Annotated in this window: 12 protein-coding genes and 1 pseudogene; 5 read left to right on the forward strand and 8 right to left on the reverse strand. The window is 61.5% G+C overall.

Annotation, left to right across the window (positions count from 1 at the left end; translation table 11 throughout):
• Positions 1-170: transposase (locus FEF26_RS00005; protein WP_166432840.1), on the reverse strand; the 170-nt coding region annotated here is incomplete at its 3' end.
• A 211-nt stretch (positions 171-381) separates the two neighbouring features.
• Between FEF26_RS00005 and FEF26_RS00010 the strand changes: the two are divergent.
• Positions 382-894, forward strand: a pseudogene (locus tag FEF26_RS00010) (ISL3 family transposase); the annotation flags it as partial.
• 320 nt (positions 895-1,214) lie between these two features.
• Here FEF26_RS00010 and FEF26_RS00015 read toward each other — a convergent pair.
• The 5 genes from FEF26_RS00015 to topA all read right to left on the reverse strand — a co-directional run bounded on the left by FEF26_RS00015 (position 1,215) and on the right by topA (position 7,999).
• Positions 1,215-2,783 (reverse strand): class I SAM-dependent DNA methyltransferase, encoded by a 1,569-nt coding sequence (locus FEF26_RS00015; RefSeq protein ID WP_138251488.1) that lies wholly within the window; start codon positions 2,781-2,783, stop codon positions 1,215-1,217.
• Positions 2,784-2,981: 198 nt separating this feature from the next.
• A complete protein-coding gene (locus FEF26_RS00020; RefSeq protein WP_138251489.1) occupies positions 2,982-3,251 on the reverse strand; it encodes a hypothetical protein in 270 nt (89 codons plus the stop codon).
• Between the two features lie 77 nt (positions 3,252-3,328).
• A complete protein-coding gene (locus FEF26_RS00025; RefSeq protein WP_243730325.1) occupies positions 3,329-4,084 on the reverse strand; it encodes a sugar phosphate isomerase/epimerase family protein in 756 nt (251 codons plus the stop codon).
• Positions 4,085-4,130: 46 nt separating this feature from the next.
• Entirely contained in the window at positions 4,131-5,192 is a 1,062-nt protein-coding gene (locus tag FEF26_RS00030; RefSeq protein ID WP_138251491.1) for a Ppx/GppA family phosphatase, read from the reverse strand.
• A gap of 23 nt (positions 5,193-5,215) precedes the next feature.
• On the reverse strand, positions 5,216-7,999 hold the full coding sequence (gene topA / locus FEF26_RS00035) for a type I DNA topoisomerase (RefSeq protein WP_138251492.1): 2,784 nt from the start codon (positions 7,997-7,999) through the stop codon (positions 5,216-5,218).
• Positions 8,000-8,204: 205 nt separating this feature from the next.
• Between topA and FEF26_RS00040 the strand changes: the two genes are divergently transcribed.
• The 3 genes from FEF26_RS00040 (at position 8,205) to FEF26_RS00050 (ending at position 11,009) form a co-directional block, all read left to right on the forward strand.
• On the forward strand, positions 8,205-9,365 hold the full coding sequence (locus FEF26_RS00040) for a hypothetical protein (RefSeq protein WP_138251493.1): 1,161 nt from the start codon (positions 8,205-8,207) through the stop codon (positions 9,363-9,365).
• Positions 9,365-10,330 carry a hypothetical protein gene (locus FEF26_RS00045; RefSeq protein WP_138251494.1) on the forward strand — a complete coding sequence of 322 codons (966 nt, stop codon included), beginning with the start codon at positions 9,365-9,367 and terminating at the stop codon, positions 10,328-10,330. Before FEF26_RS00040 ends, FEF26_RS00045 begins: the two co-directional genes overlap by 1 nt.
• Positions 10,331-10,784: 454 nt before the next feature.
• Positions 10,785-11,009 (forward strand): hypothetical protein, encoded by a 225-nt coding sequence (locus FEF26_RS00050; RefSeq protein WP_138251495.1) that lies wholly within the window; start codon positions 10,785-10,787, stop codon positions 11,007-11,009.
• A gap of 19 nt (positions 11,010-11,028) precedes the next feature.
• On the opposite strand, the gene FEF26_RS00055 is transcribed toward FEF26_RS00050, so the two are convergent.
• Both FEF26_RS00055 and trhO read right to left on the reverse strand, forming a co-directional pair.
• Entirely contained in the window at positions 11,029-12,645 is a 1,617-nt protein-coding gene (locus FEF26_RS00055; RefSeq protein WP_138251496.1) for a DUF7059 domain-containing protein, read from the reverse strand.
• 210 nt (positions 12,646-12,855) lie between these two features.
• Entirely contained in the window at positions 12,856-13,818 is a 963-nt protein-coding gene (trhO, locus tag FEF26_RS00060; RefSeq protein ID WP_138251497.1) for an oxygen-dependent tRNA uridine(34) hydroxylase TrhO, read from the reverse strand.
• A gap of 284 nt (positions 13,819-14,102) precedes the next feature.
• Between trhO and FEF26_RS00065 the strand changes: the two genes are divergently transcribed.
• The gene (locus FEF26_RS00065; protein WP_166432841.1) at positions 14,103-14,810 is read left to right on the forward strand and encodes a GNAT family N-acetyltransferase; all 708 of its coding nucleotides are present in this window, start codon (positions 14,103-14,105) and stop codon (positions 14,808-14,810) included.
• The last annotated feature ends 120 nt before the right edge of the window (positions 14,811-14,930 follow it).

The following is a 14,930-nucleotide window of genomic DNA, read 5'->3' on the forward strand; positions in this document are numbered from 1 at the left end:
TCGGCTTTGAGCCCGCCGTATTGGTTCTTCCACCGGTAGTAGGTGGCCTCGGTGACTCCGAGGTGGCGGGCGGTGGCTGCGACGTCGTGGCCTTCGGCCTGGAGCTTCTCAGCGTCTTGGAGCTTCCGGATGACCTGTTCCGGGGTATGGCGTCTTCTCTTGCTTGTCATGGTCACACCAGTTTTCCTGCCCGGAGCACCGGGCGCTAGTGCGACTCTCATAACTCGTGGACCGAAATTAAGGGGTCACTCCACGGGTCATCACCGCTGATCCGCGGCATGAAGAGGTGTTCCTGGCCTATCAATGCGCTCAAGAACTGCGCGCTGCCTACCAGCACCACGACCTGAAGGCCGGCAGAGTGATCGCGCTGAAGGTCCTNGTACTGCCGCGGTCGATGAGGTCCGTCGCCGGGTCCAACAGGAGACTGTGGGCCACCGTGGTCGCAAAGGCGACCCACTCTACGGGATCCGCCGAGTGCTGCAATCAGGGGCCGAGAACCTCACACCCAACCAGACCCGACGCTTAGAGCGGGTCATCACCGCTGACCCGCGGCATGAAGAGGTGTTCCTGGCCTACCAATGCGCCCAAGAACTGCGCGCTGCCTACCAGCACCACGACCTGAAGGCCGGCAGAGTGATCGCGCTGAAGGTCCTCGACTCTTTCCACAGCTGCCCAGTACCGGAAATCGCCAGGCTCGGCAGAACCCTACGCCGCTGGCGCCAAGCATGCCTGGCCTACTTCACCACAGATCGCGCCAACAACGGTGGCACCGAATCGATCAATGGGCTCATCGAACTCGCCCGCCGCGTCGCCCGAGGCTTCCGCAACCGAGACAACTACCGACTCCGGATGCTGCTCATCGCAGGAGGCCTAGACGGCCACCTCCCCACCTGAACTCCGAAGAGCCGGTTTCGTCCGGATTAGCACCGTGCGTTGACCTGGAGCGATACGAGCACCCTTCGGCACTTGGACAACAGGACCCACCGGGGCCTCCCTTGCGAGCAGGAGGTCGCCCTGTACTGGAGCGAGGCGACGTGTCCAGACCTCGAAAGTCTCTCTCGAAATGGACCTTGCTTTGGAATAATCAATTCGATTTCCGCGCATCGCAGGAGTCCCTACTGCGTGATAATGTCCGGTTGATTCAATGGGCGCACTCTTGTGTTCACAATCCACGATATGCGCGCACAGATCGCCCAGTTTAAAGACTCCGTTCGTCAAACCAAGCCCTCCAACCGTTCGCGGATGGTTTGCTCGAGGGCGCGGCCGCGGTCGAACTCGGCGTAGAGCTCACTTGTGAGACGTGCGATCTTCTCGTCAATTGGTTCGTCGTCGACTTCGGCCTCTTCGGCGCCGACGTAGCGTCCTGGCGTGAGCACGAAATCATGCTTAGCGATTTCCTCTAGGCTTGCTGCTTTCACGAAGCCGGGAACGTCGCTGTACTTACCTTCCTTGTTTCTCCAGGCGTGGTAGGTATCGGAGATCTTCGCGACGTCGTCATCATCGAGTACGCGCAACTTTCGGGAGGCCATGGTGCCGAGCTTGCGGGCATCGATGAACAGCACCTCGCCTTGGCGTTGGCGATGCCCGTTACCGTGCCGGTTCTTGGAGAAGAACCAAAGGCTCACCGGGATACCGGTGTTAAAGAAGAGACGGTCAGGCATCGCCACGATGCAGTCGACTACTTCATCCTCCACCAGCTTACGGCGGATGTCACCCTCTCCCCCGGACTTGGAGGAAAGGCTGCCGTTTGCAAGCACAATTCCTGCAGTGCCGTTCGGCGCCAGGTGATGAATGAAGTGTTGGACCCAGGCGAAGTTCGAGTTGCCCTTGGGCGGCAGGCCGTACTTCCAACGCGGATCATCGGCCAGCTTGGGATGGAACCAGTCATCCTGATTAAATGGCGGGTTCGCTATCACGAATTCCGCCTTCAGATCCGGGTGCAGATCCTCAGTGAAGGAATCTGCTGACTTGTTGCCCAGATCGGCCTCGATACCGCGGATGGCCAAGTTCATTTTGGCGAGCTTCCACGTCGCGTGCGTGTACTCCTGCCCATAGATGCTGATGTCCCTCTGGTGGCCGCCATGAGCAGTGACAAATTCTGCTGACTGAACAAACATGCCCCCGGAACCGGAGGCAGGGTCATATACCCGCCCCGCGTAGGGCTCCAGCATCTCCACCAAGGTACGGACAACAGACCGTGGCGTGTAGAACGCACCTGCATCCTTACCCGTCTCTTTACCGGCAAACTGACCGAGGAAGTATTCGTACACACGGCCCAGGACGTCGTCGGACCCATGATCCTGTGAGGTTGCGAAGCCAATGTTCCCAATCAGGTCAACAAGCTGTCCGAGCCTGCCCTGATCCAGACCCTCGCGGGCGTAGTTCCTGGGAAGCACTCCACGCAGGGTGGTGTTCTCCTTCTCGATGAGGTCCATGGCGGAATCGATGAGTTCGCCGATGCCTGGCGTCTTGGCCCGTTCCTGCAGATACTCCCAGCGGGCGTCCTCGGGGACCCAGAAGACGTTGTGGGATGTGTATTCGTCCCGGTGTTCCAGAAACTGCTCCAGCCGCTCGGCCGGGATGCCCTCATCGCGGAGCTCGACCTCGAGGTGTTCGCGACGTTCGGTGAACCGGTCAGAGATGTACTTCAGGAAGATCAGCCCGAGCACCACATGCTTGTACTCGCTGGGCTCCTGGTTGCCGCGCAGCAGATCCGCTGCCTCCCAGAGCCGATGCTCGAGCGTTTTGCTGTCACTGTTCTTCTTGGTCTTTGCCACGATCATTCACCCTATCTGGAGGAGAGTAGATCCGCCCTGCCCGAAGACGAGTGGCTCCTCATACGGAATGCCTTCGGATCACTGATCGCGGAGTTCTCGGCGTGCTTGACCGATGATGCGGTCACGGCGAAAGAGTCGGTCGAGGTGCTCCAACTGGGCGTCAACCTCAGATTGTCCAGCGGAGAACGACTCGAGGGTCTCACGCTAGCGCTCCTCGAAGAGCGTCCAGTCCTTGGCCTCCAGGCTTGGAGCGACCTCCCTGAGCTCCTCAATGGCGCGCTGCGCCTCTGAGCCCTGAGCGTGGGCCTCGGCTGTGACGTCGGCGAGCAAGTTCAGCAGCGCCGACCGGTCCAGAACACCAGATTTCTCATCCTCATCACCGGAGATCCAGCTCAACCCGTAGAGCAGAAGGAGCAGAGCAAAGACCGACCCTATGGCCAAGAGCACTATCTCCCACCACTGGTCCATCCTCATCCCCCTAATGTGTCTGCACTGTGCATGTTCTCTGCACCGTGCTGCAAGAGTCTAGACGACTCTGCGTTACTCCTGGGCTACTCCTGCCCAAGATGCTTGCGGGCGAAGGCCAGAGACTCCGCGAGCATGCGTTCGCGCTCTCCCACTTCGCGTGCAGACCGAGTGGTGACCTCCACAGCTACCGCACCCTGGAACCCGTTCCCACCGAAGTCGGGCTGGGCGATGTGCTCGATGGCCTCCACGACCCTCTGATTTCCGTGGCCGGGCACCAGGTGATCATCTTTGAAGCCGTTGGACCAGCCATCGGTCAGGTGCACATGGCGCAACCGGGATCCGAGTTTCCTCACTGCCTCATAGGAGTCGTCTTCTGCTGTGGCGGCGTGAGAGAAGTCCCAGGTCACATGCCTATAATCGTCGGCCACGGGATTCCAGTGCGGGAGGTACATGGTGGCTTCGCGGCCACCAGCACGCCACGGGTACATGTTCTCCACCGCAATCATCACCCCGGTGCGCTCCTCAATCCTTTGGATCCCGGAGGCGAATTCGGAGGCATAGGTGCCCTGCCAGCGGAACGGAGGGTGAGCGACAACAACATCGCATCCAACCTCCTGGGCCAACAGCGCAGACTTACGGATCTTGTCCCACGCGGTGCCCCACACCTGCTGAGTGAGCAGCAGGGTAGGCGCGTGAATGGACTTCACGGGCATACCGAACCGCCAGGCCCATTCGTTGAGCACATCAGCCTGTTGGGTTTCGGCCCGGTGAGTGACCATGATCTCGACGCCGTCGTACCCCAGGTCCTCGGCGATCGAGAACGTCTCAGCAACCCCCATGGGGTAGACCGATGAAGACGACAGTGTCACGGGGATGCGCGGCAGCTCAGGCACTGGCATGCTCCACGGCGATCGCCTTCACATCCTTGTGCGTGGGACGGCGCAGATCTCGGGCAAGATCCACATGGCCTACGGCCGGCGCATGCGAAATCTCCACCTTGACCTCCCTGGCCAGAGTGTCCAGACGGCGCAGGATCAGACCCTCACGCAGCGCCCACGGGCATATGGTCAGCTCCTCGATGCCAAAGGTTTTCATCGCGGTCTCAGCCACCAGTGCGCCTGCGAACACCTGATCGGCGCGCATCTCTGAGACCCCGGGGAGTTTGGCACGTTCCTTGGAGGACAGTTCCGCCAACTGCTTGACCAGTGGTTTGAGGTCCTTCAGCGATAACGTGCGGCGTACGTAGGGGCCTTCAGCTGAAGGCTCGGCACCGGTCAGCCGAGCCAGGGAGCGGAACGTCTTGGACGTGGCGGTGACTTCCAACTGCTGCTTCAGCTGTGGGAACTCACGCCGTGCAGCCTCAATTTCCTCACGCACATAGCTCTTGAGCTCTTTGACCTCGGTCTTGCTCGGTGGCGCGCCGTCTTCCATGGTGCTGGGCAGGAAGTCACGAGTCAGCCGTCCCGCACCGAGCGGAACCGACAATGCCGTGGACGGCATCTCATTCTGACCATAGGCCAGCTCCAAGGAACCGCCACCGATGTCGAAGTTCAGGATGTGACCTGCTGACCACCCGCGCCAACGGCGCACGGCGAAGAACGTCATGGCTGACTCTTGGGATCCAGTGAGTTCGGTCAGCTCAACATCGGCTGCCGCCTGAACACGGCTGATCACCTCAGCACCGTTAGGCGCCTCCCGAATGGCCGAGGTGCAGAAGCTGAGCATGTCCTCCGCCCGGTGCCGGGCAGCGAACCGGACCGCCTCAGAGATGAACCCGACCAGTTCCTGCTGGCCCTTCTCCGTGATGGCACCAGAGCTGTCCAGGAACTTCACCAGTGACAACGGGCGTTTATGTGAGGCGAACGCCTCGGGCTTGGCGCCGATATACGCATCCACCAGCAGCAGGTGCACCGTATTGGATCCGATGTCTAGCACGCCGAGTCGCATGACGATACCCTCCGGGTGTTCCGCTAGGCCTTGGCCGCCGCGCGAGTGCGCCCGCCCGACGTCTTCTTCTTTGCTGGTCCCTGAGCGCGTTTCTCCGCAAGCAGCGAGTATGCCTGCTCTTTGGTCAGCTGCTCCAGGGAGACGCTGCGCGGCACTGTGGCGTTGGTTTCGCCATCAGTGACGTAGGGGCCGAACCGCCCATCTTTGACCACCACGGGCTTCTCAGTGGTGGGATCGTTGCCGAATTCCGCCAAGGGGGGCTTCGCCGCTCCACGGCCGCGCTGTTTAGGCTGGGCGTAGATCTTCCTCGCCTCATCCTCAGTAATGGTGAACAGCTGTTCCTCATCCTGCAGCGGACGCGTGTCGGAGCCCTTCTTGAGGTAGGGACCGAACCGGCCGTTAAGAGCGAGGATCTCTTCCCCTGCCTCGTCAGTACCCACGGTGCGGGGCAGCGAGAGCAGCTTCAGGGCGTCGTCGATAGTGACTGTCTCCAGGGTCATCGACTTCAGCAGGCTGCCGGTGCGCGGCTTCTCCTTGGGCGGCTTCTTCTTAGGCTTAGGTTTGCCGTTCTTGTAGTACTCGGTGGGTATGGCATCCAACACTGCCTGGAGCTCTTCTTCCGTAGGCTCTGGGATGACCTCAGTGACGTACGGACCGTAGCGGCCGTCTTTGGCGACCACTTCACGCCCAGTCTCGGGGTTGGTGCCCAAAACACGTCCGGAGAGTGCGGCCTGTTCGAAGAGCTCCTCGGCCCGGGCTTTGGTGAGCTCATCAGGCGCCAGGTCAGCGGGGATGTTCGCCCGATCCAGCTTCAGCTCGCCCTGCTCATTGGCTTCACCGTCGGGATTTGGGCGCTCCAGGTACGGGCCGTAGCGGCCGACTCGGACTTCCACACCTTCAGCGACCTCAATAGTGTTCACGGCCCGGGCGTCAATCTCTCCGAGGTTCTCGACCACATTCCGCAGGCCTTCTTCACCAGTGGACGCGCCCAGGTAAAATCCCTGGAGCCAAGCCTCACGCTCAATCGCCCCGCGTGCGATCTGGTCCAGGTCATCTTCCAACCGGGCGGTGAAGTCATAGTCTACGTACTTGCCGAAGTGCTCTTCCAGCAGCCGGATCACACTGAACGCCGTCCACGAAGGGACCAGGGCTGAGCCGCGTTTGGTGACATATCCGCGGTCCATGATCACCGAAATAGTCGGCGCATAAGTGGACGGGCGCCCGATCTCCCGCTTTTCCAACTCGGCGACGATCGTCGCTTCCGTATAGCGAGCAGGCGGGGACGTCTCATGGCCCTTGGCCTCAATATCCTCACTGGTGAGGTTCTGTCCCTCTTCCAGCTTGGGCAGGCGCTTATCTGCAGGCTTCGCAGAAGACTCGGAGGCGTGGTCGTTGTCCTTCATCTCTTCATACGCGGAGAGGAAACCGGGGAAAGTGATGACGGTGCCGGAGGCTCCGAAGGTCGCAGTCCGGCCGTCGGCGGCGCTGCCGGTGAGCCGCACACTGGCGGTGAATCCCTTGGCGTCGGCCATCTGGGAGGCGACGGTGCGCTTCCAGATGAGTTCGTAGAGCTTGAATTCGTCCGCGGAGAGCTCGTTCTTGACCTGCTTGGGGGTGCGGAAGGAGTCACCGGCTGGGCGGATCGCTTCGTGAGCCTCCTGGGCGGTCTCATTGCGGCGGCTGTACACGCGCGGCTTCTCCGGCACGGAGTCCGCACCGTAGAGCTCACTGGCCTGCCGCCGGGCGGCGTTGAGAGCCTGGTTGGACAGGGTGGTGGAGTCGGTACGCATATAGGTGATGTAGCCGTTTTCATACAGCCGCTGAGCCACCTGCATCGTCACCCGGGAGGAGAACCGCAGACGCCGCGCCGCGTCCTGCTGCAGAGTCGAGGTGATGAACGGTGGCTGAGGCCTGCGCGTGTAGGGCTTGTCCTCCAGCGAGTCCACAGTGAACCGGCTGCCAGTGAGGCTATCAGCCAGAGACTCGGCATCGTCTTTACTGAGAACGACGACGTCGCGGCGAGACTTCTTCAGCTCACCTTGGTCTGTGAAGTCCGAACCAGTGGCAATACGGTCCCCGTTCACAGCGTTGAGCTTTGCGGTGAACGTTTCCGCGCTGTCCGTTGCGAAGGTGCCGGTGAGGTCCCAATAGTCTGCGGAGACGAACGCGAGGCGCTCACGCTCCCGGTCGACCACCATGCGGGTCGCCACTGACTGCACACGGCCGGCGGAGAGACCCTTACCCACCTTGCGCCACAGCACCGGAGAGATCTCGTAGCCGTAGAGCCGGTCAAGGATACGGCGAGTCTCCTGGGCGTCCACCAGGTGCGAGTCGATCTCGCGGGGATTCTCCATGGCCCGTTGGATGGCCTCTTTGGTGATCTCCGTGAATGTCAGCCGGTAGGTGGGCACTTTCGGCTTGAGGACCTCATAGAGGTGCCACGCGATCGCTTCACCTTCACGGTCGGCGTCAGTGGCGAGGTAGAGTTCGTCGGCCTCTTTGAGCTGCTTCTTCAGCTCACGGACCTTGGACTTCTTGGAATCGGAGACCACATAGTAGGGCTCGAACCCGTTATCAGGGTCCACAGCGAACTTGCCGAAGGGTCCCTTCTTCATATCCGCAGGGAGTTCTGAGGGCTGCGGCAGGTCACGAATGTGACCCGCTGAGGCGTCCACAATGAAGTCGTCGCCAAGGTACTTGGCGATCGAACGGGACTTGGCCGGGGACTCGACAATCACGAGCTTCTTGCCTGACACAGAACTCCTAGAGCGTTGGCACGTGCGTGCAGATGGCAGTCGGTGCGCCATCGAGTGCTCACTATAACAGCGGATGACTTTGCACAAGGGGCACCAACTCTTGACAGCGCAATACACCGAACTTAGCTTTAAAAAGCGATTCCTGAATGCAGCCCTGGCAGGAACATGACATGAGCTTGACGAGCTCCCACCGGGTGACGACACGTCCGGACAACCTTTTTCCTCATTCGCCCTCCCTCACTAGAAGGATCCGATCGTGTCCCGCATTCGCCGACAACTCACCCTATGTTCGGTCACCGCTGTCGCAGTTGCGCCACTGACGGCCTGCGGGGAAAACTACGATCCCTGCTGGCTAGATGCGGACACCGCGGCTTCGTTGTTCTCAGTCACGAGCATCCACCAGGCCCTTAATACTGAGGAGGCCACTGCGCGCACAAGCGGGTACACCCCCATTGGGGAGGCAGAAGCGCTGGGAGACACCGGCTGTGCCTACGAATTGAGCCCAGAGAGTCTGGGTCCTGATATCAGCGTTGTGCTGCACCGAGTGCCCATGAAGGACTGGGAAGAGCAGGTTGAAGCGGACCTGGCCCGGCCCTTTGATGAATACCTGCTGGAGGCTGAGGAAGACAGTGATCCCCGGGTGTTCGTGGAGGAATGGCGGGACGTGTCCATCGTGTACTCCTACGACACTGCCCGGATGATTCTGGATGAGCACCTCTGGTGGGCGCGCTATACCTCCGACTCATCGATGCGTGGCGACCGAGGTTCTGATGCTGAGCCGCTGATGCGCTATGTGGCCGGAAGCCGGGGCGGCACCGACATCGCCGAATACGAGGCGTGGTTGGAGGACGAGGCAGCGCAGATGGCCGCGGAAGCTGAGGCTGCTGCAGCTGAACAGGCGGAGCAGGACTACTCCGTAGGACATGCTGCCGGCCTTGAGGACGGCCAGTACGAGGCGATCCACGGCCATCCGCCCCAGCACTATCACCGCGGGCTCGCTGACCGCAGCGACGACTGGGTGCGCGGGTTCGAGGAGGGCAAGGCAGAAGCGCTGGCAGCTGGACCTCCGCCCGGCTCGCTTGGCGAAGGGGAATGGGCCGTTGATTGGGAGGATGAGTACGCTGAACTCTTCGACAACACGCAAGGACCATTCGACAGCATAGACCCAGACCAAGAAGAAATACCTGAAGACCTGTGGTCCGACGGCTATTTTATGGGGTTCGAGGACGGTTTCTATGATGCCGAGGATTTTGGTGACTGGATGCCCACCCAATCCCTATACGAGCCGTATGGCCTCGATGCAGGGGAATCGGCTGTCTACCGCGAGGGATACAGCGAAGGCTATCGCGAAGGGTTCATTCAAGGGTGGCTGGAATCCGGGAAACCTGAGTCTGATCTGCCGGTGGAGGCCCGCTGATGCCGACATCTCACCGAATGGGCATGGCTTTAGCGCTCACTGGGCTCACAGTCCTGAGTGGATGCTTCGGCGCTGAGGATTCCGCACAAAGCACTCCGGATTCCACCCAAACCCCTGCGCCGCCCCAGGAAACAGCCAGCAGTGCGACCGATGCTGACGCCGCTGTGGCCAGTGAAGAAGCCGACCATACCGAACCTACTGATGAGCCACCCACCATCAGGGACGTCGACTTCGCAGAGCTGGAGTGGACGGAATGGGTCAACGAAGTCATTCTGACACCGTCTGAGGGAGCCGAGGGCTACCAATTTGAGGTTGGTGAGGAGGTTCACTACGCGGACGTCAATGGCGATGGTCACGACGACGCGATGGTCTCCCTGGGCCAGACCGACGAGCGCTGGGTGGAGGAGATCTGGTACATCTGGGCCTGGGACCCAGACGCAGAAGTCGCTTATCAAGCGGGAGGACCCGTCGCCAGAGGCGCGAGCTGCGGAGACTATGTGGAGTCTGTAGCGGCCGGCGAGGATCACTTCATTATCGAAGAGCACCTCTGGCCGCAGAACGCCGACCACGACTGTGCAAGCACCCCGTCGATCCATGTCACACGGCATGTGGTGGTCGAAGACGACTGGCCGGTGATGGTCAGTCCAGTTCGGGCGCACGGCGGGATGTGTCCCCAGATCCTCGGCACTGATGACCTGTGGCCGGTCGAAGACTTTGAGTTCCGGACCTCACCGGATGATGCTGCAACTTTGGTGGGGGAACCTGAGCCCGCAGGCTTCTCGGAGGCCGATGTCTGGAGCAGACCATGGCTGTACTACCCGAACTGGATGCTGGTCCATCTTGCCTACATGAACCCGGCTGACGGGCCGCCGGTGATTGAAGGGGACTACACCCCGTGTGGTTGGGTCTACCTCGAAGAAGATACCCGCCCCATTCCGCACGACCCCTATGTGCCCGAAGAGTAAGCCGTTGCCAAGACAGACATCAGCGAGCACCTCGACCCCTCCGTGTCAGAATCCCCTGTAAAGTGCTGACGAAATCAGCACACCACCGCACAGAGCGACTGGTGGTGGAAGCGTCAGTACCTTAACAGATATTGGACAGATTCTGGATGATCCAAGCCATTGCCTCAGTGCTTATCGTGGCAGTGTTGGTCGTATCGCTCTGGTTCAACCCCGGTCCGGAACATGCTGGCTTCACCATTGGGATAGTTTTGGTATCGGTTACTTCCGCGATCTTCCTTGGGAGCTTTCTGGCCAAAACGGCACCCCACGGTTGGTTTGTGATTTCGCACAGAACTGCCGGTCTTTTCCGTTTCGGGGCGCGTTGAGGTTCGGCCAGTTGCTCAGACGGCTGGGGTGGAATCGTGTCCTGCACGGTACATCCTCACCCGTTAGCTCTCCGTCCGATGTTGTCCATTTGGCTCCGAAACTGCGTGCCTCCGCTGCCGGTCACGCGGTGGGCGGTGTGCTGCATCTCGGGGCCGGGGTGGCAGCTCTGATAGTCGGCCAGGTGATGACTGCTGTGTGGATCCTAGTTGTGGCGGTGCCACTCCACACGTACCCGGTGATGCTGCAGCTGCTGCAGCTTCACCGCATGCAGCGGGTACTGATGGCCAGCCGAGCACGAGGGACAGAAGTCTGAGCGCCCACTCACGGTGTCGCTAGCGGTCCAAGAACCCCTCGACATAGAGGTCATAGATCTCAGCTGCGAGCGAATCCTCGTCACCATCAGTAAGCGAGCAGACCGCAGTGATGAGCTGACCGGCGGTGTACTCACCGTCGGATGCGCCCATGAACCCTGCCGCGGCAGAACTGATAGGGCGCGCTCGCCGCAGACCCGCACCCTGGCGGGCCATAATGACTTCCGGATGCTCGGCGCCGAACCGTTGGTACCGCTCCTCAGTGACTGTGTCCGGAACGGTGAGGGCAGCTTCAAGGACAGTGGCCAGCTCTTCCTGCGCACGGTGTGCGGTCTGAGCGATCACTGGACCTAATGGCTGCTGAATCTCCCCTGTGAGCTCCTCGAACCGCTGCCACCGACGGTGGGAGTCGGCACCCTGCAACCAGATGAACCCGAAACCGATCCTTCGCACACCCCGCGCGGCGAAGTCAGCGGCGTACTGCGCGTACCGGCGGCGGTATTCGGTGACCCCGCGCTCCTCAGAGGCGTCACGCAACCAGGTTTCGGCGTATTCCGGCGGGGACTGGGAGTCCCGCTGAATGAACCACCCGCTCAGGCCAGACTGTTCAACCCATGCCCTGGGCCGGGTGGACCAGGCGTCGTCGTCATGAGTGCTTTCCCAATTGCCGAGCAGTTGAGCTGTCCCTTGCGGGCTCAGGACCGCGGGGAGACCAGCGATGAGCTCCTGGATCAGCGCATCGCCTTCGCGCCCGCCATCGCGGTACATATACCGGTCGGATTCAGTCTCCTCGGGCTGACGCGGGGTGATCACAAACGGCGGATTGGAGACCACTAACTCGAACCGCCGTCCGGCCACGGGCTCCAGCAGCGACCCGTGCAGAAGCTCCACTCGATCCTCCAACCGGGCTGGATCCAGATCCAGCACAGGCGCATTGAGCCGCAGGTTGAAGCGAGCAAATTCCAGTGCGCGCTCGGAGAGATCCGTTCCCACCACATGTTCGGCATGGTCCAGTAGGTGCAGCAGCTGGATCCCGCAACCGGTGCCGATATCCAACGCCGTTGTCACCTGGCGGCGATGGGTGACCCCTGCCAAAGTCAGACTCGCCTGCCCGATGCCCAGCACGTGATCGTGCGGAAGCGCGCCCTGCAGCTGGTGGGAGCTGAGGTCGCTGCTGACCCACATATCCTGCATGCCGGCAGACGTCTCCACCTGGTATGGCTGCAGCTCACTGCGCGGCATCACCGCCCCGGTTGGCGTCACCTGGATGAGCTTCAGGCGCTCCAACCCGTGCACGCCCGTGCGGGGTAGCGCGGCCTCGACCTGATCGGCGGTGACAGGGCTGGCGACCAACCACAGGGCAGTGAGAACGGCCCGCTTCCACTGTGCCGATTGCTGCCGGGTGCCCTGGACGCGGCTGTCCTCAGCGCCGAGGAGGTCCGCGATACGCAGCTGACCAGGAACGACCTGCTCGCGGTGGAGCGCGGCCACCACATCTGCCCCCAAGAGCTCCACCAGGCCGTCATTGGTGAATCCGGCCTCCGTGAAGTCTGCACGCAGCGCTGCAATCAGAGGAAGTTCCTGGGATGCCGGCGGGGCAGGGCTCGGAGTCGCGGGGGCACTATGGGGGTGGGGCATAGGGCTCAGCTTATGCGGCGCGGGCTGTGGCGGGGCGCTCGAGAGCCCGCCTGCGCCCACTCCGGTGCGATGTCAGGGCTTTGTTGGGAGTTCCGGGTCCTACAGGATGCTGAACTCCCAACAACCGCCTGAAAAGCGCGGACAGACGCGCCGCGGGGCGTTGGGCGGAGGCACCGTCGGGGCTCAGGCGGGCAGAGGCAGCGCGGGGTATCAGGCTGAAGTGAGGCGGCGCCTTTGTTTCCCCAGGTTTCCCTGGTTGGGGTGTCCGGGTTCCGCAGCCACCCGGGCGGTGCACACCTCACACCGGGTGGTGGCGGGGATGTGGCTACAGTCGGCGCAGTAGAGCTGCAGGTTTGAGCACCCGCGGTCTGCGCAGTTGAAGAAGCGCGAGGTCGCCGCTGAGCAGTTCACGCATTCGCCGAGGGTTTTGGCGTCCTCACTGAATCGGGTGTTCATGCGGCCGTCGAAGACGTAGAGCTCACCCTCCCAGTAGCCGGCGTCCTGGTAGGTCTCCCCGTAGCGGACGATCCCGCCGTCGATCTGGTAGACCTCCTCAAAGCCCCGGTCCTTCATGAGGGCGGAGAGCACCTCACAACGGATACCGCCGGTGCAGTAGGTGACCACCGGCTGGTCTTTGAGGTGGTCGTACTTACCGGAGTCCAGCTCTGTAATGAAGTCTCGGGTGGACTCAGTGTCGGGAACAACCGCGTTCTTGAATCGGCCGATCTGCGCCTCCATGGCGTTGCGTCCGTCGAAGAACGTCACCTCCACGCCTTCACGCTGCTTGGCCTCCACGAGTTCGTGGACCTGCTGGGGCTTCAGATGCTCACCGCCGCCGATGATCCCGTCCGCATTGACCTTGACCTGTTCAGGCACACCAAAGGCCACCAGCTCCGGGCGGACCTTCACACTCAGGCGCGGGAACTGATCTGCCGTGCCCTCGGACCATTTGAACTCGGTGCCGCGGAAGGGGCTGTAGCTGCGGGTCTGCTTGGCGTAGGACTTCACTGCGCTGAGCTCGCCGCCCACCGTGCCGTTGATGCCGTGTTCGGAGATGATGATGCGCCCCTTAAGCCCCAGCTCACGGCAAAGGGTCTGCTGCCAGAGCTTGACGGCCTCAGGGTCTTTGATGGGGGCAAACTTGTAGTACAAAACGATGCGGGACTCAGTCACGGTATTAAGGGTACGACGTCGCGGCTCACCGCATTTCACCGGAGCCTGAGTGGGCCTGCGCACCAGATTGTTACGTTAGCCCCCTACCGGCACATGTGATCCTGCATATATGTTGGGTAGTGGACAGATATTGCCAGGGGGTCCAATCATTCAGCGTCAGCTAATGTAAGGAATCTCCCCGAAAGGCGCATCGCTCGGGTGACACGAGCAGGCATAGATGGTGACCCCGACCTGAGGACTATCTCCGGAGATTCTCTTCAGGCCGAGAACGAATGGAGCAAATAATGACGTCCGAGCTGAGTGACTCGCTTGTCCAGACCTGGGTGACGGGATGGGCCCGCACCCATGGCTATGAAGTGCGACATGAAGGCGCCGTGCATTCAGCCCGCCTGGGGCAAGATGCGGAGCAGTGGGAGTACGTGGTCTTCGATCCTGAGGAGACCGAACTGCGCAAAGTGGCCTCCGCAGTCAATAAGAGCCCCTCCAGGTTGCTCACAGTCATCGCAGAACCGAATTCAGACATCATGGGAGCCGAGGAGATCGACGGCCTGGAGCTCATCAGCGATGAGGAAAAGCTCATGGTGGTCGATATGGACACCCAGGATGTAGAGGATCCGATCACTCCTGAGTCCTACTCCACCAATCGCGAGGACTTCGACGGTTGGACCCTCTTCACGGTGAACCATGGGGAAGACGTTGCCGCCCGCGGTCGCATGGCGGTGGTCGACGACTACGTCATCCTGGACCGGATCTACACCTCCCCCGACTACCGGCGCCAGGGCTTGGGCACTTTTGTCACCCGCGCGCTGCTGGCAATTGCCCATGAGCACGACGTCTCTGAGGGCCTGCTGGTGGCCACCGGTGACGGCCAAGAGCTCTACGAGTACCTCGGGTGGACGCTGCTGGGCAATGTGCACGTCTTCGGGTCTCCGTCCGCCGAAGGCAAACCCCGTCCGTCCCACTCACAGATTGACGACGACATCAACGAGTAGGCCCGTCAGGCCGGCTGGGCACATTGTGGCGCAGCCGGCCCCGTGGGGCAGGACGTTCTGACGGAACCTCCTGCCTGAACATAAATGGCCAAGGCGTGAACACTGCGCTAGAGTGGCATG

It is taken from the genome of Nesterenkonia salmonea (assembly GCF_005771525.1).
GTDB classification, from domain to species: Bacteria; Actinomycetota; Actinomycetes; order Actinomycetales; family Micrococcaceae; genus Nesterenkonia; species Nesterenkonia salmonea.

Coding starts and splice junctions, on each gene's coding strand:
- topA (WP_138251492.1), bottom strand. CDS start 7,999: ATGGCGCACCGACTGCCATCTGCACGCACGTGCCAACGCTCTAGGAGT.
- FEF26_RS00020 (WP_138251489.1), bottom strand. CDS start 3,251: ATGAGGATGGACCAGTGGTGGGAGATAGTGCTCTTGGCCATAGGGTCG.
- FEF26_RS00055 (WP_138251496.1), bottom strand. CDS start 12,645: ATGCCCCACCCCCATAGTGCCCCCGCGACTCCGAGCCCTGCCCCGCCG.
- FEF26_RS00045 (WP_138251494.1), top strand. CDS start 9,365: ATGCCGACATCTCACCGAATGGGCATGGCTTTAGCGCTCACTGGGCTC.
- FEF26_RS00015 (WP_138251488.1), bottom strand. CDS start 2,783: ATGATCGTGGCAAAGACCAAGAAGAACAGTGACAGCAAAACGCTCGAG.
- FEF26_RS00030 (WP_138251491.1), bottom strand. CDS start 5,192: ATGCGACTCGGCGTGCTAGACATCGGATCCAATACGGTGCACCTGCTG.
- FEF26_RS00025 (WP_243730325.1), bottom strand. CDS start 4,084: ATGGGGGTTGCTGAGACGTTCTCGATCGCCGAGGACCTGGGGTACGAC.
- FEF26_RS00065 (WP_166432841.1), top strand. CDS start 14,103: ATGACGTCCGAGCTGAGTGACTCGCTTGTCCAGACCTGGGTGACGGGA.